Origin of the sequence: Flavobacterium sp. MMS24-S5, from assembly GCF_050320125.1 — a bacterium.
Classification (GTDB): Bacteria; Bacteroidota; Bacteroidia; order Flavobacteriales; family Flavobacteriaceae; genus Flavobacterium; species Flavobacterium tyrosinilyticum.
In genome coordinates this window covers 5,503,879-5,528,790 of the sequence record NZ_CP190016.1, presented here as the reverse complement: position 1 = coordinate 5,528,790, position 24,912 = coordinate 5,503,879, and the positions used below count along the sequence as shown (strand labels likewise).

The 24,912-nt window shown below is 32.9% G+C and carries 22 protein-coding genes and 1 pseudogene; 8 read left to right on the top strand and 15 right to left on the bottom strand.

What is annotated here, in order from left to right; all coding sequences use genetic code 11:
* Positions 1-7: 7 nt before the first annotated feature.
* The 7 genes and pseudogenes from ACPWTF_RS25540 to ACPWTF_RS25510 all read left to right on the top strand — a co-directional run bounded on the left by ACPWTF_RS25540 (position 8) and on the right by ACPWTF_RS25510 (position 5,104).
* Entirely contained in the window at positions 8-607 is a 600-nt protein-coding gene (locus tag ACPWTF_RS25540) for a DUF1684 domain-containing protein (RefSeq protein ID WP_250836216.1), read from the top strand.
* Positions 607-1,254 (top strand): TatD family hydrolase, encoded by a 648-nt coding sequence (locus ACPWTF_RS25535; RefSeq protein ID WP_427873838.1) that lies wholly within the window; start codon positions 607-609, stop codon positions 1,252-1,254. The genes ACPWTF_RS25540 and ACPWTF_RS25535 overlap by 1 nt, the downstream gene beginning before the upstream one ends.
* Positions 1,255-1,536: 282 nt before the next feature.
* Positions 1,537-2,250: a tRNA threonylcarbamoyladenosine dehydratase gene (locus tag ACPWTF_RS25530; protein WP_250836263.1), complete on the top strand. Its 714-nt coding sequence runs from the start codon at positions 1,537-1,539 to the stop codon at positions 2,248-2,250.
* Between the two features lie 188 nt (positions 2,251-2,438).
* Positions 2,439-3,101: an HAD family hydrolase gene (locus ACPWTF_RS25525; RefSeq protein ID WP_427873837.1), complete on the top strand. Its 663-nt coding sequence runs from the start codon at positions 2,439-2,441 to the stop codon at positions 3,099-3,101.
* 70 nt (positions 3,102-3,171) lie between these two features.
* Positions 3,172-4,015, top strand: a pseudogene (locus tag ACPWTF_RS25520) (DUF2911 domain-containing protein).
* Positions 4,016-4,166: 151 nt separating this feature from the next.
* On the top strand, positions 4,167-4,688 hold the full coding sequence (locus tag ACPWTF_RS25515; protein WP_427873836.1) for a TetR/AcrR family transcriptional regulator: 522 nt from the start codon (positions 4,167-4,169) through the stop codon (positions 4,686-4,688).
* A 5-nt stretch (positions 4,689-4,693) separates the two neighbouring features.
* A complete protein-coding gene (locus tag ACPWTF_RS25510) occupies positions 4,694-5,104 on the top strand; it encodes a DUF1348 family protein (protein WP_427873835.1) in 411 nt (136 codons plus the stop codon).
* A gap of 5 nt (positions 5,105-5,109) precedes the next feature.
* Here the strand turns inward: ACPWTF_RS25510 and ACPWTF_RS25505 are convergent, their stop codons facing one another.
* From ACPWTF_RS25505 to ACPWTF_RS25440, 14 genes are all read right to left on the bottom strand, one after another.
* Positions 5,110-5,739: an MCP four helix bundle domain-containing protein gene (locus tag ACPWTF_RS25505; protein ID WP_427873834.1), complete on the bottom strand. Its 630-nt coding sequence runs from the start codon at positions 5,737-5,739 to the stop codon at positions 5,110-5,112.
* Positions 5,740-5,765: 26 nt separating this feature from the next.
* On the bottom strand, positions 5,766-6,368 hold the full coding sequence (locus ACPWTF_RS25500) for a hypothetical protein (protein WP_427873833.1): 603 nt from the start codon (positions 6,366-6,368) through the stop codon (positions 5,766-5,768).
* A gap of 204 nt (positions 6,369-6,572) precedes the next feature.
* Positions 6,573-7,061, bottom strand: a complete 489-nt coding sequence (locus ACPWTF_RS25495) for a hypothetical protein (RefSeq protein ID WP_427873832.1) — start codon at positions 7,059-7,061, stop codon at positions 6,573-6,575.
* Between the two features lie 3 nt (positions 7,062-7,064).
* Positions 7,065-8,789 (bottom strand): sodium:solute symporter, encoded by a 1,725-nt coding sequence (locus ACPWTF_RS25490; RefSeq protein ID WP_095931157.1) that lies wholly within the window; start codon positions 8,787-8,789, stop codon positions 7,065-7,067.
* Positions 8,790-8,902: 113 nt separating this feature from the next.
* Positions 8,903-11,434, bottom strand: a complete 2,532-nt coding sequence (locus tag ACPWTF_RS25485; protein ID WP_427873831.1) for a PIG-L family deacetylase — start codon at positions 11,432-11,434, stop codon at positions 8,903-8,905.
* 178 nt (positions 11,435-11,612) lie between these two features.
* Complete coding sequence (locus ACPWTF_RS25480) at positions 11,613-13,238, bottom strand: hypothetical protein (protein ID WP_427873830.1); 1,626 nt, start codon at positions 13,236-13,238, stop codon at positions 11,613-11,615.
* 208 nt (positions 13,239-13,446) lie between these two features.
* A complete protein-coding gene (locus ACPWTF_RS25475; protein WP_248726894.1) occupies positions 13,447-13,968 on the bottom strand; it encodes a hypothetical protein in 522 nt (173 codons plus the stop codon).
* A 187-nt stretch (positions 13,969-14,155) separates the two neighbouring features.
* Positions 14,156-15,988: a hypothetical protein gene (locus tag ACPWTF_RS25470; RefSeq protein WP_427873829.1), complete on the bottom strand. Its 1,833-nt coding sequence runs from the start codon at positions 15,986-15,988 to the stop codon at positions 14,156-14,158.
* A 78-nt stretch (positions 15,989-16,066) separates the two neighbouring features.
* Positions 16,067-17,167 (bottom strand): AI-2E family transporter, encoded by a 1,101-nt coding sequence (locus ACPWTF_RS25465; protein ID WP_427873828.1) that lies wholly within the window; start codon positions 17,165-17,167, stop codon positions 16,067-16,069.
* Positions 17,168-17,270: 103 nt separating this feature from the next.
* Complete coding sequence (locus ACPWTF_RS25460; RefSeq protein WP_427873827.1) at positions 17,271-17,801, bottom strand: mechanosensitive ion channel domain-containing protein; 531 nt, start codon at positions 17,799-17,801, stop codon at positions 17,271-17,273.
* A gap of 10 nt (positions 17,802-17,811) precedes the next feature.
* Positions 17,812-18,396 (bottom strand): Maf-like protein, encoded by a 585-nt coding sequence (locus ACPWTF_RS25455; protein ID WP_427873826.1) that lies wholly within the window; start codon positions 18,394-18,396, stop codon positions 17,812-17,814.
* Complete coding sequence (locus ACPWTF_RS25450) at positions 18,389-19,315, bottom strand: geranylgeranylglycerol-phosphate geranylgeranyltransferase (RefSeq protein WP_250836199.1); 927 nt, start codon at positions 19,313-19,315, stop codon at positions 18,389-18,391. The genes ACPWTF_RS25455 and ACPWTF_RS25450 overlap by 8 nt, the downstream gene beginning before the upstream one ends.
* An 84-nt stretch (positions 19,316-19,399) precedes the next feature.
* A complete protein-coding gene (locus tag ACPWTF_RS25445; protein WP_248726888.1) occupies positions 19,400-19,927 on the bottom strand; it encodes a KdsC family phosphatase in 528 nt (175 codons plus the stop codon).
* On the bottom strand, positions 19,911-20,672 hold the full coding sequence (locus ACPWTF_RS25440) for a Rossmann-like and DUF2520 domain-containing protein (protein ID WP_427873825.1): 762 nt from the start codon (positions 20,670-20,672) through the stop codon (positions 19,911-19,913). The genes ACPWTF_RS25445 and ACPWTF_RS25440 overlap by 17 nt, the downstream gene beginning before the upstream one ends.
* Before the next feature lie 288 nt (positions 20,673-20,960).
* Between ACPWTF_RS25440 and ccsA the strand changes: the two genes are divergently transcribed.
* Positions 20,961-24,176 carry a cytochrome c biogenesis protein CcsA gene (ccsA, locus tag ACPWTF_RS25435; RefSeq protein ID WP_427873824.1) on the top strand — a complete coding sequence of 1,072 codons (3,216 nt, stop codon included), beginning with the start codon at positions 20,961-20,963 and terminating at the stop codon, positions 24,174-24,176.
* A 293-nt stretch (positions 24,177-24,469) separates the two neighbouring features.
* Here ccsA and ACPWTF_RS25430 read toward each other — a convergent pair whose 3' ends face one another.
* Positions 24,470-24,862, bottom strand: coding sequence for a DoxX family protein (locus ACPWTF_RS25430; protein WP_427873823.1), 393 nt, complete (start codon positions 24,860-24,862; stop codon positions 24,470-24,472).
* Between the last annotated feature and the right edge of the window lie 50 nt (positions 24,863-24,912).

The following is a 24,912-nucleotide window of genomic DNA, read 5'->3' as shown; positions in this document are numbered from 1 at the left end:
TTCTAAGATGAAAACTATAAACGCCCTTGCTTTATTGTTGGTATTTAATTTTGGCTTTGCACAAAAAAAGTTCAATAAGACCGATGTTCAAAAATTTCAAAAGAAAATCAATACCGAGTTTGCTGATCCTAAGACTAGTCCGTTGATGGCTGAAGATTTGAAAACCTTTAAAAGCTTAGAATTTTTTCCTATTTCAGAAACTTATTTTGTAACTGCCACTTTGGAAAAAGCCAAAGGGGGAAAAGTTTTTGAAATGAAAACTTCAGGAAATTATACTCCAAAGTATATTAAATACGGTACTTTAAACTTTAAAATAAACGGAAAAGCTTTTAAACTTGCCGTTTATCAAAGTTTAGAACTTATCGTTCAAGAAAAATATAAAAATCATCTTTTCTTGCCTTTTTCAGATTTAACAAGTGGAAAGCAAAGCTACATTGGAGGTCGCTATATTGATTTAGAAATTCCGAAAGGAAATACAATAGCAATCGATTTTAATCAAGCTTATAACCCGTATTGCGCTTATAATTACAAGTATTCTTGTCCGCTTGTACCACAAGAAAATGATTTGAAAATTGAAATTAAAGCAGGAGTAAAAGCGTTTCATTAATGGAATATTTTAATTTTCATACGCATCAATTTACCAATCAATCTAATGTCGTAGAATTGGTTAATCAGTATCCAAAAGATTTTGATGAGACGATTTCGTTTTATTCTATCGGAATTCATCCTTGGTATATTGACGAAAATAGAATTGATGAAGATTTGAGAATTATTGAAGAAAAACTGCAAAATCCAAACTGTTTGGCAATTGGCGAATGCGGTTTAGATAAAAGAATTGAAGTTCCGTTTGATTTGCAAATTTCAGTTTTTGAGAAGCAGTTAGAATTAGCAGAAAAATTCAATAAACCTGTAGTAATTCATTGCGTTGCGGCTTTTCAGGAAGTAATGGCAATCAAGAAAAAAATGAAGATAAGAGTTCCAATGATTATTCATGGCTTTTCAAAAAATAATCAACTGGCAGAGCAATTAATTGCGGCTGGATTTTATCTTTCGTTTGGAAAATATCTATTGAAAAATCCAGATTTGAAAACGGTTTTCCAGAATGTTCCAAATGATCGTTTTTTCTTAGAAACCGATACAATTGAAGAATCGATTCAACAAGTTTATGAATTAGCTTCAGGATATAAATGCTTAAATTTGAAAGAATTACAAGGCGTTATTTTAAGTAATTATAAAAGGTTATTTAAACAATAAAAGGAATAAAGAGTAAAGAATAAAGAGTAAAGAATAAAGAGTATAGAATAAAGAGTATAGAATAAAGAGTATAGAATAAAGAGTATAGAATAAAGAGTATAGAGTAAAGATTTTTTGTGTTCAAAGTTTGTCACCCTGAGCGAAGTCGAAGGGCGTTCCAATTTAGAATAGGGCTTCGACTTCGCTCAGCCTGACAACTGGGAAAAACGTAAAACTTGAAACCTGAAACTTGAAACCTGAAACATCTATAAACCTGAAACAAAAAAATAAAAAAGAGAATATATGGCAGAATGGACAGAAAGAGCAGAGCTTTTGTTTACTAAAGAAGGATTAGAAAATTTACAAAAATCTAATGTTTTAGTCGTTGGACTAGGAGGAGTTGGATCTTTTGCGGCTGAATTTTTAGCAAGAGCAGGAGTGGGCAACATGACAATTGTAGACGGAGATGTTGTAGATATTACGAATATTAACCGTCAATTGCCAGCTTTGCATTCTACAGTTGGACAGCCAAAAATTAAAATTGTAGGCGATCGATTGATGGATATTAATCCGGAATTGAATTTAACTCGTGTTCAGGAATTTCTTTCGCCAGAGCGTGCTTTTGAGATTGTTTCTCCAGAATTTGATTATGTTTTAGATTGTATTGACAGTATTACTCCAAAATTAAACCTGATTATTGCTGCAAAACGCAAAAGAGTAAAAATCATTAGCAGCATGGGAGCAGGAGGAAAAATGTTGGCTTCTAAAGTTAAAGTAGCAGATATTTCAAAAACGATTAACTGCTATTTTTCTAAAACAGTCCGTAAGCGTTTAAAAGAAGTAAAAATCAATAAACTGAAAGTGGTTTTCTCTTCTGAAATTCAAGACGAAAAAAGCTTAAAATTAACAGACGGTAAAAACTTTAAAAAGTCATTCTACGGAACAAACAGCTATATGCCAGGATTATTTGGCTTGCACGCTGCCGAAACAGTGATTAGACATCTGCTTAAAAAATAAGGTTCTAAGATGCTAAGATTCTAAGTTGCTAAGTTTTTTTATTAGCTGAAACATTTGAATCTTAACTTCTTGAATTTATAAATAAAACTTAAAACAACTTTGTCAAAGTTTCAAACTTTGACAAAGTAAAACACAAAAGGAGTAAACCTTTGAACCTTTGTCCCTCAGAACCTTAGTACCTTAAAAAAATGATTAAAACAGTAATTTTTGATATGGATGGCGTAATCGTTGACACGGAGCCAGTTCATCGTTATGCCTACTATTTACAATTTTCAGAATTGAATATCGAAGTTCCAGAAGAGATGTACACCACGTTTACTGGATTTTCGACTCGAAATACATTTCAAACTTTAAAAAGTTATTTTCCAACTGTAGAGCAGGAAGTAGAAGATTTGATTCAGCGAAAAAGAACTATTTTTAATGAAGCTTTTGATACTAAGGAAGATTTGCATCTTTTGGATGGAGTCGAAGATTTGATTAAAGATTTGTACAACAGCGGAATGCAATTAATTTTAGCTTCTTCGGCTTCAAAAGTAACTATCGATCGCGTTTTTACAAGATTCAATTTACACCAGTATTTTACGCATATTGTAAGCGGAGAAGATTTTCCACAATCAAAACCAAATCCAGCGATATTTATTCATGCGGCTTCTCTTTCTGTTGCGCCAAAAGAAGAATGCGTTATTATTGAAGATAGCACAAATGGAATAAAAGCAGCAAAGGGGGCAGGAATTTATTGTATAGGATATAATAGTGAGCATTCTCATCTTCAAGATTTATCTGAAGCTGATTTAGTTATAGAACATTTTAACGAATTGAATGCTGAAAAAATATCACAGCTAAAGGACTGAATTATATTAAATTTAACATTTGTTCCCTAATTGAATTTGTAAATTTGGATAAAAAATAAAACTTAAAATAATGAAGAAACTACTTATTGCTTTAGCCTTGATTTTAGCGCCATTAGCATCAGAAGCGCAAGTAAAAACTCCACAAGCAAGTCCAAAAGGATATATCAAACAAACTGTTGGTTTAACTGATGTTGAAGTTACGTATTCAAGACCAGGAGCAAGAGGAAGAGCTGTGTTCGGAAATTTAGTTCCGTTTGGAAAATTATGGAGAACTGGAGCTAATGAAAATACAATTATTAATTTTAGCGATGATGTTATTATCGACGGAAAAACGCTAAAAAAAGGAAAATATGCAATTTATACAGTTCCTAGAATCGAAAGTTGGGATATCATTTTCTATATTTCTACTGATAACTGGGGATTGCCAGAAAACTGGAGCGATTCGTACGTAGCTTTAAAAACTACAGTTAAAGAAGATGCTTTGCCAACTCCAATTGAAACTTTTACAATAGGAATCAACGGATTAGATCCTAATTTCGGATATTTAGATATCGCTTGGGAAAATTCTCATGTATCTTTAAAATTTGAAGTTCCAACAGCTAAAATTGCTACAGCAAGTATTGAGAAAACTTTGGCTGGTTCGAACTTGGAATGATTATTTTGCAGCATCTCAATATTTATTCCAATCAAACGGAAATATTGAAACGGCTAGAAATTATGTAGACAAAGCGCTTGATATGAGTTCCGATAAGCCCTATTACGTAACAAGATTGAAGTCTCAAATTCAGGCAAAACAAGGTGATAAAAAAGGAGCAATCGAAACAGCAAAAGCTTCTTTAGCATCTGCTGAAGCGGCAAACAACGCCGATTACGTAAAATTGAATAAAGATAGTATCGCTGAATGGAGCAGATAATAATTCTTTCGAATTCTTAAATTCCAATTTTTAAAATATCAAAATCTAAAACTGACGAGTTTTGGATTTTTTTTGTTTTTAAAATAAAATAGACAGACTTGTCTGTTTGTGTGAAATGTTTTTTATATTTGCAGATATAAATTAAGATGTTATGCTGCCAAAAGAAAGAATATTAGAAAAAACATTTACTTTATTTCACACACAGGGTTATAATGCTACGGGCATCAATCAAATTATTGAAGAGGCAAAAGTTGCAAAGGCAAGTTTTTATCAGCATTTTAAATCTAAGGAGGATTTGTGCGTGGCCTTTTTAAATCAGCGTCATTTCTTTTGGTTTGAAGAATTGCAGAAGTTTACATCCAAAGAAGAGGATAGCAAACTAAAAATTTTAGCTTCTTTTGATTTCCTAATTTATATGAATAAAAAGGAAAATTTTAGAGGTTGCAGTTTTCTAAATATTCTATCAGAAATTCAATCCGATAATATTAAAATTTTAGACGTAATTCAAAACCATAAAGCCGATTTACGCGTCTATTTTACCGAAATTTTAAATGATACTCTTTTATCAGATCACGTATATCTACTTTTTGAGAGTTGCATTATAGAAAGTCAACTTTTTAAATCCAATCAACTTATTGAGCAAACTAAGAAAATTATCCAAACTTTAATCTAATTATTATGGAACAGAAATTGCCATTGCCGCCTTTCTCGTATGAAACAGCAATAGAGAAAATTCAATTAGCAGAAGATGCTTGGAACAGTCAGGATCCAGAAAGAGTTTCAAAAGCCTATACCGTTGACAGCGAGTGGAGGAACAGAAATCAATTTGTAAACGGAAGAGAAGAAATTGTACAGTTCTTAACGCAAAAATGGAAAAAGGAGAAAAATTATAAACTTAAAAAAGAATATTGGGCGCATACCGAAAATAGAATTGCGGTTCGATTTGAGTATGAATATCAAGATCTTGAAGGAAACTGGTTTAGAGCCTATGGAAATGAGAACTGGGAGTTTGATGCAAATGGTTTGATGCAAAAACGTTTTGCCAGTATCAATGATCTTTCAATAAAAGAAGAAGAAAGAAAACTTTAAGAAATTTAATTCATAGAGGGCGGTTCAGGAATTTTTACCGTCCTTTTTATTTTCTTTATAATTAATAAATAAAAAGTAATGCCTCCTAAAATAATCAGCAATGCGATTTGAAGTTGGCCAAGTACATTGTTTCTGCTGTACATAGCATTTGCGACAGCAAGTTTTGCTTTTCCTTCTTCAATCTGAATTTGCGAAAGAGATTCGAGAGTTTTTAATGCTTGTGCACTCGAATTGGCTATTTTGTTCCAATCTTTATTTTCAACCTGTTTGTTGATTTCTTTGCATGAAAGTAAAAAAGCATCAAAGTACTGTTTTTCTTTATTTGTTAAAACCGTCTTGGCATACAAATCATCAATATTATGAATAATGTCTAAGGTGTGAATAATTTCATCTTTCTTGATATTGTCACTTAAATCTAATTTTTCAGCTTCAGCTTTTATAAAATGAAGCTCTTTAGAATATTGAAAAATATAATGAGCCACAACCAATCGGTCTTTGTAAATAGCATTGATATTATCATTTACGTTTTTAGAATTTCGCAACGTATTAAAGTTACCAAGCAGAATGATAAGCATCACAACTAGTAATATAAAAGCAGCTTTGGTTTTATTGCTGTATTTTCTGTGATCTTTCATAAAGCTTTTTTTTTAGATAACAATAATTAATCAATCATTCTGTTCTCAACGAGTTCAATGTTTTTTATCGAGGCTAGCGGAGTAATTTTTACTTTTTTATCTCCTTTGACAAAATAAAAGTAGTACAAACTATTGTTTCCAATAACAAATACGTTTTTAGATTCACCTTCGTTAAAATCCATTTGATAGCTGTAATCCAATTTGTTTTCTTTTAGCTTTTTCTTAGTAAAATAACCTCCTGCCATACCATAGCCAAGAAAAAAAGACAACAGAAAAAGTATAAGTGATTTTATGGCAATACCATTGTAGTAGCTTTTAGTTTCTTCTGGAGATAATGCATCAGTCGATTTTAGTTCAAAAGATCTTTTTACAAAGGCCAAATCCTTATTCTTCGCTAAAAAAGAAGGAAGATAAAAATGCACCAAAAAAAGAATTATTATGGCTCCAAGAATAATTGGGTTTGAGGTAAATTCAGCAATCGGACTAATTAAAACGTCCATAATAGTAGAATACCTTAAGATATTAATTCCGAATTGATAATAATAAATACTGTCTTTTAGTATTCCCATTACAATCAAAAAGAGATAGCCAAATGGCAATAGTTTTTCTAAATCGTCTGAAATCTTCATTTTTTCAGCTTAAAATTGGTTAGTTTTTGGTCAGTTTTACAACTTACTAAAATAGTCTTTTTTACTTACAATAAATGAAGAATTGTATTGGAAGAAAATAGTTATCCGAATTTTAAGCAGCTATTTCCTGCTGTCCGCTGTATCTTTTGTGGCGAACCCCGCCACAAAAGGATGCCGCTTCCATCAGGGCTAGGGCATCAGGCTTTATTTGAGATATTTTTGTTTAGTTAATGTATCAGTCTGTTGGTTTACAATTTCTGCCACTTTTCTTAAAAATGCTGGACTGATACACTCGGAATAGCTAATATAAACAATGTGATTGTCATCTTCTAAGTTTTCATTTTTCTTAGCTGCTTCAAAAGAACTATCTAAACCGCTAATTAAATAAACTGGATTTCCTTCTTTAAATAATTGAGTGGCAATGCCAATTAATCTTTGCTCGCCAGCAATTTGTAAATCAGCTTCTTTGTATGAAAGAAGGAAAGAACAAGTGATTAATGAACAAAACTTTGAACTTTGAAATCCTGGATATTTCAAGAAAATTTCATTTCCTTGATTTAAATTCTCAAAACATTTTGTGTACAATTGAGACGAACTTGAAGTGTCTACAACTATATTAGAAGTATCAATATTCTGACTTTCTATCTGAAAGAATGACAAAAATAATAGCACTAAAAACAGTTTTCGAATCATCTTTTATTCAAGCATTAACTCATTATCATCCGATTTTCCTTTAAAGAACAAAAACTGAAGTAAAAGCGCCAATACAATAGTCAAAATAGCTCCAATAAAATTAAGCCATAAATAACCCAGTTTCTCCTGTCTGTAAACCATAAAATAATAAATTACAAAAATCGTAAACTGACTTATGAGAGCACTGATAAACATTGGTTTTGCTTGAACTCTTTTGGTATAAAAAGCTACAAGGAAGATTCCTAAAACAGTTCCGTAAAAAATAGAACCAATAATGTTTACAAGCTGAATTAAATTTTCAAACAAAGTTCCAACGCAGGCAAAAAGTATTGCTATAACTCCCCAAAAAAGAGTAAAAAACTTGGTAACATGCAAATAATGTTTCTCCGACTTTTCTTCTTTCTGATTTCGTTTGTAAATATCTATTGCTGTTGTAGAAGCCAGTGCAGTTAATCCAGAAGCAGTAGAAGACATGGCAGCCGAAATAATAACGGCCAATAACAATCCGATTAGACCTTTTGGCAAATAATGCAGAATAAAATGAAAAAACACATAATCTTTATCGTTGGTTTCTGAATTACTATCGGCTCTCGAAATTATTTCCTTGGCTTTATCGCGAAGATCCTTTTCTTTATTGGATAGCGCAACCAATTCTTTACGCAAAATCGGATTGTCATAATCTTGATTCAGCTGATCGATGTACAATAAATTAATAACTTTTTTATCTTCAGAAAGTTTCACTAGTTTTTCTTCTAAAACATGATATTCTTGTTTATAAGCCGACTTCTCAATTGCAATTTTATTATTCGGATTAAAATTTAAAGGAACCGGATTGAATTGAAAAAATACAAAAACCATAACTCCTGTAAGAAGAATAAAGAACTGCATTGGCACTTTTAGAAGTCCGTTCATGATTAATCCCATTTGACTTTCGCGAACTGATTTTCCAGATAAATAACGTCCCACCTGTGATTGGTCTGTACCAAAATAGGCAAGTGCCAAAAAGAAACCTCCTGTAATACCACTCCAAAAAGTATATTTTTCTTCGGGATTAAAAGAAAAGTCAACAATATTCATTTTGTCATTTGCTCCAGCAATATGCAGCGCACTATTAAAAGTCATATCGTTTGGAAGATAATGCAGAATCAAGAAAAACGTGATAAACATTCCAGACATAATGACAAACATCTGCTGTTTTTGCGTAACGTTTACCGCCTTTGTTCCTCCAGAAAAGGTATAAATGATTACCAAAACTCCGATAATGATATTCATTACAGTTAAATTCCATCCTAAAAGTGCAGACAAGATAATTGCTGGAGCATAGATAGTTAAACCAGTTCCTAGACCTCTTTGCACTAAAAATAAAATTGCGGCAAGCGAACGGGTTTTTACATCAAATCTTTTTTCTAAAAATTCATAAGCCGTATAAACTTTGCTTTTATGATAGAGCGGAATAAAAGTCAAACAAATAACAATCATTGCAATTGGCAATCCAAAATAAAATTGCACAAAACCCATTCCGTCGTGATAAGCCTGTCCTGGAGTCGATAAAAATGTAATTGCACTCGCTTGCGTCGCCATTACAGAAAGACCTACAGTATACCAAGGCGTTTCGTTGTTTCCTAAAATAAAATCTTCTACGTTTTTACTTCCTCGGGTTTTCCAAGAGCCGTATCCAACAATAAATAAAAGTGTGACAATAAGTACAATCCAGTCAAATAGCTGCATAGGTTATGAGTATAATTGCATGATTAAGAAAAAGATAGCAATATAGATTGCATTTGCTACTAAAACATAAGTGTAGCTTTTTTTCCATTTTTTTGTTTTTTTAGCTTCCATATTTATTGCTTTAAATCTTGTTTAGGAGCTTCAATTGGCTGTTTTAGAGAAATAATGTTCGATAATAATCGATAGGCTCCAGAAACACCTTCTGGCAATTCCCTAAAGAAACTTAAACCCGTGTAAATGTAATATCCTTTTCCGTAAGGTGCGACAAGAAGAGCTCCATCTTTTGGAGATTCTCCTTTATCGTGCGACGAAATAATAGGAGTGAAGGCAGGATCATATTCGTTTGGGTAATATAGACCTTGTTCTTGTGTCCATCCTTGAAAATCTTTTTCAGATATTTTATTAGGCGTATTTAAAACAGGATGATTGGGTGCTAAGAATGTAATTTTAGCATTTTCTTCTGTTACACGATCGTTTGATAATTTCAACGGATAAGGAGCAATTTTGTCTGTCACTAATTTTCCGTTTGTGTTGTATTGAACAATCATGTTTTTACCGCTTTTTACAAAATTGAAAAGTATATTTTGCTTGTTTGCCAAAGCATTTACGGTATTGTAAGCACGAATTCCTGTAATTACAGTACTGAAAGAATCTAATTTTTCTGGCGTAATTTCTTCGGGTTTTAAGATCGAAACTTTATATCCCATTTGAGTCAAACTTTCCGGAACTTCGTCTCCAGCGCCCATAATATAAGCAATGGCATCGCCAGAGATTTTCAAATCAATTCTAATGCATTTTGATTCAGCTGGTTTTAAAACCATTTGTTTGGTAATATGGCTAAAATCAATAATAGTTTGGTCTTTATCAAATCGTTTTTTGTCTACAATTGCGACACTTTTTACTGTCGCTTCCTCTGCATTCACTGGAGGCGTAACTTCAAAATAGAAGATTTGCTCGTTGCCTTTTTTGTCTAAAACAAACGGGATTTCTTTTGGAGAAACAGACCAGCTTTTAGGCAACTCTAATTGGAGATTTCCTTTTATATCATCTTTTCCAGCGCGAACTTTTACCGGAACCATTTTGCTTTTAGTATTTCCAAAAATTAAAACTTTTTCTAAAATTGAAGTTGTAACTTCTGGAACGATATCAAGAAAATTGTACATTTCGCCTTTTACGCCATCATTGTACTTGTATACAACAGTACGCTCAAACGGAATCTCTACCTCATTGATTTTGATGTTAAAAACCACTTTTGTATCTCTAATAATATCTGGTATACCAATAATTTCCTGATTAGAAACAGTGTACATTCCAACTGTCGCTTTTTCTTTTAACCAATAAGGCTGGGTATATTCTATATTGTTTGGAAGCTGTAGCTGCAGATTAATTTTGTTTTCGTTATTGTTCTTCAATACAACGTTTTGGGCTGTTGTTTGATTGCCTGGAAGCGTAGTTACACTAATTAATTGCATTCCGATAGAACATCTATTAATAGCTTCAAGAGTTAATTTTATTGTACTTTCTGGCGTTGCTTCTTGTTCACTGGCAACCGCTTCAAGATATAAACCAGAACAAGATGCGATAATGTTTTTTATAGCAGCAAGTTTAATCTCTTTCCAATGGGTATCGTCTAAAGCTTGAATCATTGCATAGGCTTTGACTAAATCTGGAATACTTGCAGAAGGATGGCTAAAATCGTATTTTGAAATGATGGAAGAAATCAAATCTCCAACTGGTTTTCCGTTTTTAACACGGTTCCAGCTTGTATCTATACCGTCAAATAAATTATCACGTTCTTTTGGGGTTTCGCCATTAATTAGCTCTAAATATTCGGTTTCTTCACCACGAACACCAGTACTTCCAAAACCTTGTGACTGATGACGGCTTCGGCTTAAAGCAGCGATTTCCTGATTTGATTTTCCTATTCCTGTGTAGTAAACACCTGTTTCTAGTTTGGTGAATTTAGATTTATTGGCAGCATCAAATTTTTCTTGGCTTCCGTAGAACCACCAAGACGGATTAAAGAATTGGCGTTTTACCTGCCAAGGAGAAACATATTTTAATTGTTCAGGATAAACTTTAGGATCGTTTGTTAATTTGAAACTTTCGACACTCAGCATTGCAGAAGAGGTATGATGCCCGTGTGTTGTACCAGGAGAACGATGATCAAATCTATTAATAATAATGTCTGGCTGAAATTTTCTAATGGTCCAAACTACATCAGCAAGCACTTTGTTTTTGTCCCAAATATCTAAAGTTTCAGATGGATTTTTTGAAAAACCAAAATCGTTTGCTCTAGAAAAAAATTGTTCGCCACCATCTATTTTTCGAGCTTCAATTAATTCTTGAGTTCTAATAACACCTAGTAATTCACGCAATTGCGGGCCAATTAAGTTTTGTCCTCCATCTCCGCGAGTAAGTGATAAATAACCCGTTCTGGCATTCATTTCATTGGCTAAATACGAAATCATTCTAGTGTTTTCATCATCAGGATGCGCGGCAACGTACAATACAGATCCTAAAAAGTTTAGTTTTTTGATTTGATTGTAAATTTCAACTGAATTTGGTTTTTGCGGCTGTTGTGCAAATGAAATCTGAAAACCTATAAAAAATAGAAGAAAGATTTGAATCTGTATTTTTCGCATGGTGAGTGTTAGGTGTTTTTTGAAATTATTCCAAAAATAGTAATTATTTTATGGAAGATTATTTAAATGAAATGTTAACGCTCAATAATTATACCTTTCTTTAAGATGATGAAACAAAAAAGCTGCCAGATTGATTCTGACAGCTTCTTAAAAATATATATTTGATGCCGTTTACTGCTTATTTCAATTTGTTTTCTGTATCAACGTAGTTTCCTGTAATAGTTACGCCAGTACCTTTTGTAACTTTTCCATAAATAGTGATAGAAGAAGTATTGCCAATGAAATTGATTTTAGCGCCACTATTCAATCTTAAATCTCCCCAAATTACAACAGATCCTTCAACTTGCAATGTAGCATTGCTATTGATAATTAATTCTGTAGGAGATGATTGCTGGTATTTACCTTGAGATAAACTTCCTCTCATGTTAAAAGTACCACCGCTATTTAGTGTTAAGTTGCTAAGAACGGTAATAGAACCACAATGTGTTAGAACTGCACCAGAATTAATGATTGCCGAATTAATAGCTGTTGCTCCTTGGTACGATTTTACTTCATTAGAATTTAAAATCAAATCTCTCCCTTGATTGTACAAACCATAAGTTAGACAGCTCGCAAAAGTAGTATTTGGTTTCTCCATTTTAATGATTTTCAAACCTCCAGTTCCGCTTGCTACATAAATGTAATTTCCGCTTGATTTTACATAGTTTGAAGAACCTGCAATTCCAACCGAACCTAATAAATTAAGCTGTGTTGCAGATTGATACACATTAAGTCCTAATGCACCGTTAGCAACAAAAGCATAGCCATCATTAAAAGAAACGGCATTGGTTACATTATCCTCACCTGCAGTTGCAATTCCGATAGTTTGTAATTTTGATCCACTGTTGATGTCGTATACACCAAGACCGTTTGGACCTTCAGAAACAAAAAGTTTTGTTCCGTCGATATCCATTGTTCTTTTTGCCCCACTAACGTCTACAGAAGTTGTAAAGCTTTTTTGCAACGCAAGAGTCGATTGATTGTAAATGTTAACTCCTTTAGTTCCACTTAAAGTAACTACCTTATCACTTGTTAAAGCAATAGAACGCAAATCGGCCATAGCAGCTTTTCCTGCAATTACTTTTGTAGAACTGTTTACTTTAAACAAACTTCCGTTGTCTCCCGTTACAGCAAAATAATTAGAAGCATTAGCAGCTACGTCTGTTGTAACTCTACTTTCTAAGTAATTTGTTTTCAATTTATCTGTAAGCAATCCTGAACTTAACTCCATATTAAACACAATTGCCGGATTCCCTGCTAGTTGAGTGTCTTTGTCCACATCTTTAGCAGCTCCAATAATTAAATTTGATCCTGAAAAAGTCAGAGAGGTAATATCTGTGCTTGGAATTAGGGCAGAAGTGACCAATTTTGGTTTGTAAGGATCAGAAACATCAATCACGTCAATAGCTCCAGAATAAGCATCGCCTCTCATAATATAAGAAACATAGGCGTAATTTCCGTTTACAGTAACGTGACTAGCTTGTAACGTTCTTCCGTTTGCATCAACTGGTGGTTTTACTTCGGCAATTTGAACAAGAGGAAAAGAAGTGTTGGTAGTCTCTGCAGATTTTCCTGCCAAAGAACCATTTTCGATCGAGATTACCCCAGAATTAGTTAAGTCAAGTCTTTGGTTTAATGTAGATTGATCTGAGGTAATGGTAATGTTATTTGACGATTGTCCATCGTTTTTGTTGTCATTGTTATCGTCACAACCTATTAATAGTGAAATTGCTAAAAATGAAAGCAAATAAACATTCTTTTTCATAAATTTCTTTTTGGATTTTAAAATTCGGCGCAAATATATATTATAAATATATTACAGATCAGCTTTTTAAGCGAAACTTGTTGTAATACAGTTATTTATATTGAATATACAACATTTTAACAAAAGATCCCATTAAACAAATCATAAAAAAAAGAGAGTATCATTTTTTTGATACTCTCTTGTATTGATCGCTAGTAATTTAGCATTATTATCTTCTACCATGTCCATGGCCACGATCGTGATCATCGTGATCGTGTCTGTCATGGTGCTTATCATGTTTGTCGTGTTTATCGTAATGTTTGTAATCTTTACGATCGTAATGACGGCGCTCACTATAGCCATATACTGGTCTTGGCTTGTATGGTCTTTGTGGAGCTCCGTGGTATCCTTTGTAATATTTCACTCTATGACGGTCAAAATAAGTATAAGGAGTTCTACCATGATAATCTGTCAAAACTACTTTGTAACCTCCATACAAATCATAGTTTCTATATTGTCTAGGTAAGTACGTTGCTCTTACCCATTTTCCTCCTCCGAAATAGATAAATTGAGCAGCACGAACATCGTAGTAAGCCTCAACATCTGGAAGATAGTAATATTCCATTTCTGTATATCCTACTGGTCCCCAAGCTGGCGGAGCACCAATATTTACGTTAACCGATACTTGAGCTTGTGTGGCGTTTGCAACCATTAGAAATAATCCGGCGATTGCTAATTTTATCGTTTTCATCTTTTTTTAATTTTATAATGTTAATCTTGAATAGGGATATTCATATACTGTGCCAAAAAATAAAAACAGATGTATTTTGTCGAGTAAAAATGCATTTCGACGAGTAATTTAGAAGCGTGTATGCTCTTAAAATATTGATTTATAGTGGTTTTGTTTATGCTTAAAAGTTTCTTAAGAAAAATAAAAATTATTTGTAATTGACAACTCTAGGCTTTGCAAGTTCGAAACTTTGAAGTCCGTAATCGGTAGTTTCAAAAGTATTTGTTTTGAAAACATTATCGCCTTGCTGCGGAATACTTGGATAATAAGATAACGATAGCTGGAATGAACTGAAAACCAAATAGTCATTACTAATTAATAATCCCACAGTAAGTTTAGAATAGGTTTTGCTCTTTGTCATTGCCATTTCTGGACTGCCCAATACCGCAATGGAATAATTGAAAAATGGATTTAAACGAAACCCCAGTAAAGAGTGTGGAGAATAGGTTTGTGTCTGCAATGATAAAACGGCTTTGCTAGTTCCGTATAGATAGGAATTAAAACCTGCGATTCCATTTTCTTCATTTATATTCAGTTGATCTCCAATTATATCATCGCGATTTACTCCAATTACCACTTTCGGATTTACGAATTGTCTGATTTTCCAATTTCCGACGCTAAATAATTTCGTAAAATAATTGGATTCAAACAGAAATGAAGTTTGGTAAGTTTTGGATTGATGAAAAAAAGTTCCTGCTTCAAAATTCATACTTAAAAATCCTAAACGGTAATAATTTCCAAAAGAGAATTGAGCCCCGACATAAGGCCGCCAAAAAGTGTTTTTATACTGATATCCTAAAGTAATGCCATAAATTCTTCCTATCGGTACGTCTTCTGTCTGTCCATTTCTAAATATATAGCTGTCTTTGATAAATTTTCTTGTATTCAATCCAATTCCGCTCAGAATTAGCTTTTCAGAAGAATAAAAATGATTTGGGTCGTAAAGATCAGATGGCGACTCGCTGTAATTGACATTCAAAAAACGAGCAGTAGTAACAAGGTTGGTTATGGCTTTGTGATTGTCTTCAAATACTTTAAAAGCGCGCCCCGCCCAAACATCTTGCGAGGTATATTTTTTGGGCTGATAAGCAAATGTAGAATCTGGAGCCTGAAGCGTATCTTTTCTAAAACTTTCATCCATATAAAATCCGCCCGCCCATTTGGTCAGGGGAGAGTAGAAGTCTCGTTCGATATCGATGCTTTTAATGTAATTGTTATCTAAATCCATTTTGTAATGCAGAACAGTTCCTATATAAGTATTCTTAATATTGGGTACAGTATACGTTACTTCATTGGCATTTTGACCGTCATCAAAACGGTTGGTAAAACGATATTCAAGCTGTTGTCCGCTTCCGAAAAAATCTTTTTCTTTAAAACCTATCGAAACTTGATTGCTCGAAATAGAAAACCTCGGAATTGTACTCCAGGAATCTAAAACACGAATGGTAACATCTACAGAATCTGAAGCTTGCCCAACTGTCTGATTGGAAATTCTAACTGCTGTAACATATCTCTGCGCACGAATCAAACGCTCAGACTCTAGAACTTTATAGGTGTTGTATGGAGTATTTCGCTTAAAAAGCAACAAGTTGTAAACGGCTATTTTCTTTGTTTTTAAGTGCAGTCTGTTACCCATTCTTTCTCCCCAATTTTTAGGAGTTAGGGTAGTATCGGCAACAGAATACCCAAAAGGGTCGAGAGTAACAATATTGATTTTTCGAATAATTTTGCCATCATAATTTGTTGAATCAATCGGAACAAGCAATTCCTCTTTTTTCTTCGACTTTTTAGATCTAAAGAATAATTTATGCATGGTCTGCGTAAATTTATTTTTCTTAGAATAATTTCTAATCTTAGTGTAGATTTCCGTAGTGTCTTTATCTTTTTTGGACTCTTTTTTATTTTCATTTACCTGCGCATACCCGCTTTGTAAACAAAAGCACAGCAAAATAAAAAACAGTATTTTATTGTTTAAAGACATTCGGTAATTTTTTTCTAATAGTTTTAAGTTTTATGAATTTAAGGAATAAACAGATGCTATGCTAGCATAACGTTATTTTTAATTTTCTGTTGTAATTTTTCTTTTTCTCCAAGCAAATTTCCGCGGAACATGATTCCCCATAAGATAACCCCAAGCAGAAAGCGAATCAATACGATCAAAAATAATTTTCAAAATAGCCAGAAGAGGAATAGCTAAAAACATTCCGGCAATTCCAGCTGCGGCACCTCCAACAATAATTCCCATAATAGACACAAAAGCATTTATTTCTACTTTAGAATTAATAATTAACGGCACAAGGAGATTATTATCAATAAACTGAACAATAACGTTTACAATTAGAATTCCGAGGATTACTGAAATTTCTCCAGATCCTGTTAATGATGCCAAAACGGTAATAATTCCAGCAATAAAAATTCCGATATAAGGAATCAAGTTCAAAATTCCTGTAATCAATCCGAGAAGGACGAAGTATTTCACGCCAATGATCCACAAACCTAAACTCGTCAATACCGAAACCACAATCATTTCGATAATTAAACTGACGATATAATTGTTGATTGAAACTTTTATCTGAGACAAAATATCTTGCAGAATACCATGATTTTCCTGTTTGATTAATTTGGCAAAAAACAGTTTAAAATGTTCTTTATAAATCAAAAACAAAAAAGTGTAAATGATCATAATGGTACTATCCAAAAGAACATCACTTATAGAAATTATAAACGAACCAAGTTTAGCCTGACCCGTTTTGACCGAATCTTTTGTAACAGAATCCAAATATTTTTTCTGTTCCCCAATGCTTACCTGAAAATTTTCTCTTATAAACTTATGAATTTCGACAATAAAGGAGTTTGCATTTTTCTTTATAGTATCAAAATCATTTGCCATGTAAGTGACTTGGTAGGAGATAAATACTAGAATTCCGACCACAATAGAAATGAAAATAGCAAGACAGACTATAGCAGCGAGGTGCCTAGGAAACTTAAGTTTGGTCTTTAGAAAAGTAAAAATTGGAAGGAGTAAAACGGCAAACAAAAATGCCATTAAAATGGGCGTAAGAATATCTTTTCCGAGGCAAAAAATGAATGCAAAACATATTAGAGTTATAAGAATAAAAGCAAGTTTTGCATAAAAGGGTAATGTTATAGGCAGAGTCATTTTTTATTTTATTTAGCTGAATTTATAAAACAAATATTACACTTTATTTGTCTTTTTACGTTCTAGCTTTTTTCGCGCCCGTTATAAAATTCCCATTACATACTTAGTCAAAAAACTCTCGCTCTTCGTACTTTGCAGGAATAATCGATATTCCTTTTTGAAGCAGTAAATTGTTCGGGAAAACAATTTTTTCTCCTTCCTTTGTTTTTAAGCTCACGTGGAAAGTATTAATATCTTCGATTTCAGCTTCAATTGGAAAATCTTTATCATGAATTTTAATAGTATCTCCAATTCTAAAAGGAAAAGAGAAGAATAAAACCATTCCGGAAGTGATATTGCTTAAAATAGACCATTGGGCAAACATAGCAACACCAATTACAGTTGCAATAGAAGAAATGGTGATAAAAATATCTTCTGTTTGAACTCCCCAGATTACAATTAAAGTGGTTACAACAAGTATATTCATTAAAATGTTAATATACTTGATAATCAAATTGGTACGATGTTCAAATAATTGGCTTGTAGTCGCAAATTGCTTTATTAGTTTAGCAATTACTATACGTAGTACAATCAAAACACCAATAAGAATGATTGTTGCGATTATTTCTCGGCTATACTCTTTAAAAGAAAACATAAATAAATTTTTACACTAATGTAGTCAAAAAATCGTAAACTTTGGCTGTCGGAAGCCCCATTACATTGGTATAAGAGCCTTCTACTTTTGCAACTGCCATAAAACCAAACCATTCTTGAATGCCATAAGCGCCAGCTTTATCGTAAGGTTTGTAGTTTTCTATATAATATAAAATAGCTTCGTCTGACAAATCGTTGAAGGTTACTTTGGTAATATCGTGCAAAAGAGTAGAGGAGTCTGAAGTTTTAAAACAAACAGAAGTAATGACTTCATGCGTTGCATTAGACATCGATTTAATCATTTCAAATGCTTCTTCGGCACTTTTAGGCTTTCCTAAAGCTTTATTCTGGTGCCAAACAATGGTATCGCTTGTAACCAAGATTTCATTTTCTTTCAATTCTCCTTCAAAAGCGTTGGCCTTTAATTCGGCTAGATAATCGGTAATTTCAACCGCTTTTAATTCTGGCGGATAAATTTCTTCAACGTCTTTTAAGCGAATTTCAAAATCAAGATCTAAATCCTTAAAAAATTGCTGTCTGCGAGGAGAACCCGAAGCTAAAATGATTTTATATTTTTTTAGTTTTTCTTTAAGCATTGTATTTGATATTTAAGGCAATAACCAAGATTGATAAGATTCCGAAGAATAAGATAAGTTTTAAGATGTTGCTTAAATGATGAAATTCCTTTTGAGATTTTGCACTGAATATTTTTACTATAAAATAAAGCAAAGGCGCTAAAACAGTGGCAAAAGCATAAAATACTGAAATGTAAAGCTTGTTTTGCATGAAGTACGTATTGCAATAAAGCGCACACATAATGAATGCAACAACAGCAAAACCTAAAGCGATTTTAGCGGCTCTATTAACTCCTATTGCAACAGGTAAAGTATTCATTCCCATATTGTAATCGCCATTTACATCTTCGATATCTTTTATAATTTCGCGAATAAAATTAATCATAAAAGCAAATAAGGCATAGTCTATTAGAATAGAAAAAAGACTTGCCATTTGGGCTTGATTCTCGCCTGTTGTAGCAGGAAAAAGATCAAAAACACCAATGATCAAAACGCTTACAGCCAAAAGCAATGCCACTACAAAATTGCCTAAAATCATAATTTGTTTTAGACTCGTAGAATAAAAATATAGAAGCGAAGCAATTAAAATAAAGAGTGATGCAAAAGTCGGCCTCATAATAATATTCGACAGAATAAAACCAATTGCAACACCAGAAATATTTAAACCTATATAAATGTTATAAGCAGCCGTTTCTGTAATTCCTTTTCCAACAACAACATTTTGCGGTTTGTTGATGCTATCTGTACCCACATCGTAAATATTATTGATTACATAACCTGCAGCGGCCAATAGAACAGTACTTAAAACGAGCAAACCGTATTGCCAATCGGCCAATGCCAACGGAACTTGCTGTTGTTTTAAAAAGGCATAGCGAAAAAGCAGCTGCATAAAAGCAAGCATTAAAAGGTTTTTATAACGAATAAGTTTTAGGAATTTCATATTCTAAGGTTCTGAGAGGCTAAGATTCTAAGGTACTGAGTTTTTTTTAATGGATACTGGGAACTGAAAACTGTGACTGATTATTTAATCGTGTTTTCCGTTAAAATAATCCATCCATTTTCCTTGCACTTTCATCACTTGCTCGATAACGTCTCTCGCAGCGCCGCGTCCGCCTTTTACGTGTGAGATATAACGGCATAGCGTTTTAATTTCTGGACTAGCATCTTGCGGACAAGTTGGAAGTCCAACTAATTTCATTACATGAAAATCAGGGATATCGTCTCCCATATACAACACATTTTCGGGTTTAATATTGTTGCTTTCGCAGTAAGCTTTAAACGTTTTTACTTTATCTGGAGTTCCTAAATGAATGTCATTAACACCCAGATTGCGAAGACGAACACGAACGCCTTCATTGCTTCCGCCAGAAATAATGCATACATGGTAACCACTTTCAATAGCCGCTTTCATTGCATAGCCATCACGAATGTTCATTGTTCTTAACATTTCGCCTTCATTGGTTACAAAAACAGAACCGTCTGTAAGTACGCCATCTACATCAAAAACAAACGTTGTGATGTCATTCATTATTTCTTTATAACTTTTTCCCATTATGCTGTATAGATTGTGTTAGGATTTTATAGATATTTTTTTTGTTTTCGTCTTGTAAAAAGGCCATATGCGCGTTGGTTGTGTTAGAATCGTGTCGTATGGCTGGGCCTGTTTGTGCATCAATAGGATCGAGTGTATTGATTTTATCTGCTGTTTCCTGAATTAAAGGTTTTAAAACAGCAAAAGGAACTTGGTTTTCTTCACATATTTCGTGTCCGATCTGGTACAAATGATTCGTAAAATTGCTCACAAATACTGCAGCAACATGAAGTGCCTTGCGCTGTTCTGAACTTATAGAATAAACTGCGGTTGAAACACTTTTTGCAATGGTTTCTAAAAGTTTGAAATCGGCTGTATTCTCTGCTTCTAGACAGAAAGGAATAACAGAATAATCTAATTCTTTATTTTTAGAAAACGTCTGAAGCGGGTAAAAAACACCACGTCTGTTTTTAGGATCTAAAAGTTCAATGGAAGATGTTCCAGAAGTATGAACCACCAATTGATTGTTAAACGGAAGCTGTTCTGAAACTTCTGTAATGGCATTATCTGAAACTGAAATAATATGTAAATCAGTAGGTTCTAATGCTTGAAAATCGGTTACAATCTTTTCAGAATCAATAAGATGAAGTAAGGCTTCTTTCTTTCGTGAAAAAACCTGTTTAATTTCAACAATTTTGCTGGCAGAAAAAGCCTTTATCAAATGCTGTGCAACATTGCCGGAACCGATTATTGTTATCTGAATCATGAAAGCAAAATTAGTATTATTTTTTTTAATGCAGGAGACTATTGAATATTGATAATGCTTTTTTGAAGTTTTTATTGTCTTCTGGTTTTGGTTAGAATTCTAACACTTTTTAGCTAAAAACAATTATTCAAAAAAAGCACATCTGTTTTGTAGGTTTAAACTTTCCTTATTACCAATTCGTTTAAAAAATAGTCCTTATTTTTGGTTTTTATTAACAAAAGGCAAAGCCTGCTAATCAACATTTTTAAGTACTTTTGTCGCACTTTTATACAATGTAATTCCTAAGAAATGGATAAAAAAATATTCTCTTTTTTGTTTTCTACACGATTAATGGCCGTTCTTTTTTTAACATTCGCAATTGCAATGGGCATTGGAACTTTTATCGAAAGTAAATACAATACCGATACGGCTAGAATACTAATTTACAATACTTGGTGGTTTGAGGCAATTATGGCCATCTTTATGCTTAATTTCTTCGGAAATATCAAAAAATACCAATTGCATAAAAAAGAAAAATGGGCAACTCTTTTATTACACCTTGCTTTTGTTTTCATCATTTTAGGAGCTTTTATTACAAGATATATTAGCTACGAAGGAATGATGCCAATTCGCGAAGGCGCGGCAGAAAACCAAGTATATTCAGATAAAACCTTTTTAACCATTTTTGCTGATGGTGAATATAAAGGGGAAATGAAAAGAAGGGTTTTTGAAAAAAATCTTTTACTTTCTCCTGTTACCAATAATGACTTTAGCATTTCAGGAAAATTTGACGAAACTCCTTTTGAAGTTACCTATTCGAACTATATCATGGGAGCAAAAGAAGTGGTTAAGCCAAATCCAAACGGAACTTTGTATCTTAAATTAGTTGAAGCCGGAGCGGGTGGGCGAGAAGAACATTACTTAAAAGAAGGTGAAGTTCAGAACATTCACAATGTTTTATTTGCTTTAAATAAGCAGACAGACGGTGCCATTAACATTAATACAACTGGAAAAGAATATACAATCCAGACTCCTTTTGAGGGTGAATTTATGCGAATGGCTGATCAATTTAAAGGAAAAGTTACAAAAGATAATGTACAGCCTTTAATGATGCGTTCATTATATAGCATTGGAGATATTAGAATTGTATTTCCAGAGCCTCCATTGAAAGGAAAAGTGGATTATGAATCGAATAATGATTTTAAAGCAAAATCTCATTCTGACGCTTTAGTAGTTAAAGTAAAAGCAGAAGGACAAGAAAAAGAAGTGATGCTTTTTGGTTCTAAAGGACAAGTTGGAGAAGCTAAAACAGTTAAAATTGGCAACATAGAATATTCTTTATTCTACGGAAGTAAAGCTTATATTTTGCCATTTAAAGTTCGTTTGAACGATTTTATTGCAGAGAAATATCCTGGAACAGAAAAAAGTTATTCTTCATACAAAAGTAAAGTAACCGTTCAGGATTCTACAGAAACTTTTGATGCTGATATTTTTATGAACCACGTTTTAGATTATAAAGGATTCCGTTTCTTCCAATCTTCATTTGATCCAGACGAAAAAGGAACTGTTCTATCTGTAAATCATGATTTCTGGGGAACAAACATTACTTATTTTGGTTATTATCTATTATACATTGGTTTAATGGCAATTATGTTTACTAAACATTCTCGTTTTGGTGATTTGAAACGTAAGTTAGACGCTATTCAAAAGAAAAAAGAAAAACTAATTACGATTCTGATTCTGATGATTAGTTTAACTGGTTTTGCACAGCAGAGTCCACATGTTCACTCTCATGATCACGATCACGCGCATTCTGCAGATCCAAACGATCATGCGAACCACGTAACGGCACCACCAAGTCAAAAACAGTTAGATTCTTTATTGAATATTTATAAAGCGCCAGAGGCACACGCGGCAAAATTTGGTCGTTTGATTATTCAGGATGCTGGAGGAAGAATGAAGCCAATCAATACATTTTCATCTGAATTACTTCGTAAAGTAAGTCATAATGATAAGTATAACGAAATGAATTCTGATCAGGTTTTCTTATCTATGACGCAGTATGCACAGGTTTGGATTCAGATTCCATTAATTTACATTAAATCTGGAAATGACAGTATCCGTAAAATTATCGGAATCGATTCTAAAGATCAATACGCTCCATTTGTGAAATTCTTTGACGAACAAGGAAACTATAAATTATCTCCATATTTAGATGCAGCTTATAAAGCAGCAAATCCAAATAATTTTGAGAAAGATTTTGTTGAAACCGATAAAAAAGTAAACTTAATGGAATCGGCATTAAGTGGAAGTATTTTAAGAATTTTTCCAATTCCAAATGATCCAAATCACAAATGGGTTTCTTATTTAGAGCGTGAAAGTGCTGGTTTTAAAGGAATGGATTCTACTTACGTAAAACAAATTCTACCATTATACTTTAGTGCATTAAATAATGGATCTATTCAGAAAAACTTTGATACGGCCGATAACTTGGTTGAAAGTATTAATGGTTTCCAAAAGAAATTTGGAGCTAAAGTAAGGCCAAGTGAAGATAAAATTGATGCCGAGATTGCATATAATAAATATGATGTTTTTAAAGTATTGCCATATTGGTACATTACAGCATCTATCATTATGCTGATGTTTACGATTCTTAATATTTTCTTTGAGAAGAAATGGTTAAGATTTACTGTAAATGGCTTTCATATTATTATCGGATTATTGTTTGCGCTTCATACCGTTGGATTAATTGCGCGCTGGTATATTTCGGGTCACGCACCTTGGAGTAACGCATACGAATCTATTGTATATGTAGCTTGGTCTACGATGTTCTTTGGATTGGCTTTTGATAGAAAATCGAAACTTACAATTGCTTCATCTGCATTTGTTACAGCTATGATCTTAATGGCGGCATACATGAACTGGATCGATCCAGAAATTGCAAACTTACAGCCAGTTCTTAATTCGTATTGGTTAATGATTCACGTAGCAGTTATCGTAGCAAGTTATGGTCCGACTGCGTTAGGAATGATTTTAGGTTTTGTTGCTTTACTATTGATTTTCTTTACCAATGATAAAAATAAAGCCAAAATGGATTTACATATTAAAGAAGTAAGTTACATTAACGAAATGGCTTTGACTATTGGTCTTATCATGCTAACGATTGGAAACTTCTTAGGAGGACAATGGGCAAATGAAAGTTGGGGACGTTACTGGGGATGGGATCCAAAAGAAACTTGGGCCTTAATCTCAATTATGGTTTATGCATTTGTAATTCATGCTCGTTTTGTTCCTGCTCTAAGAGGAAAATGGTTCTTTAATTTAATGAGTATGTTTGCTTTTGTTTCGATCTTGTTTACCTACTATGGAGTAAATTTCCACTTGGTTGGTTTACACTCTTACGCAAGCGGAGAAGCACATTCATTAAGCTGGATTTACTATTGCTTAATTACAATTAGTATTATTGGAGCAATTACGTATCCAAAATACCATAAATACTACAAAACCAAAAAAGTAAAGAAATAAATAATTTGCAATAATTATTAATTCATAAAAAAGGTTCAGCAAATGTTGAACCTTTTTTTTATGTCTAATCTGAAAATTTACCCGAGAGAAGAATTACAATCGCAGTTATTATTAAAAAGCAAACCAAAAAGATAAGGTGGCTTAATATGGATAAGAAAAATGCTTTTGTTTTAGATATTTTATTGAAGAACTGAATATTGGTTCAGAAAATTAAAACAATTATTGCAATAATGACCTTTAAAAACCTGATGGCAATTTTTGCACATTATTTCCATTTCAGTTCCATATTTGGTTTAAGAATTACTTTTTTGCTTTCTTAAGATTCCATTAGGATACATAATTGCCAATAATACTATTATGAGCAGAAAATTATATTCAACACCGTTTCTTCCACCTCCTACAACAAACCAGCCTTCTTTAAAATGCACTAGAATGATTCCCATTATAAGAACAAAAATAGTTACAAATCCTGCAAGTTTAATGTATTTATTTGCTAATAAAAGAATTGCAGCAACAACATGAGATAATTTTATGCTCCAGGCTAGAAATACGCCATAGGGAGCAAAACCAATTTGATTTAGAAAAAGATTTCCAAAATCATTAATACCATTATTGAACATTCCGAAAATGGAATGGGTCAGGAGGATAATGGCCGTAGCAATTCTTAAGAGCAAGGTTGAATTCATAAATTGGTTTTTGGTAAATTAAAAGTAATAAAAAAACGCATATTGCTCTG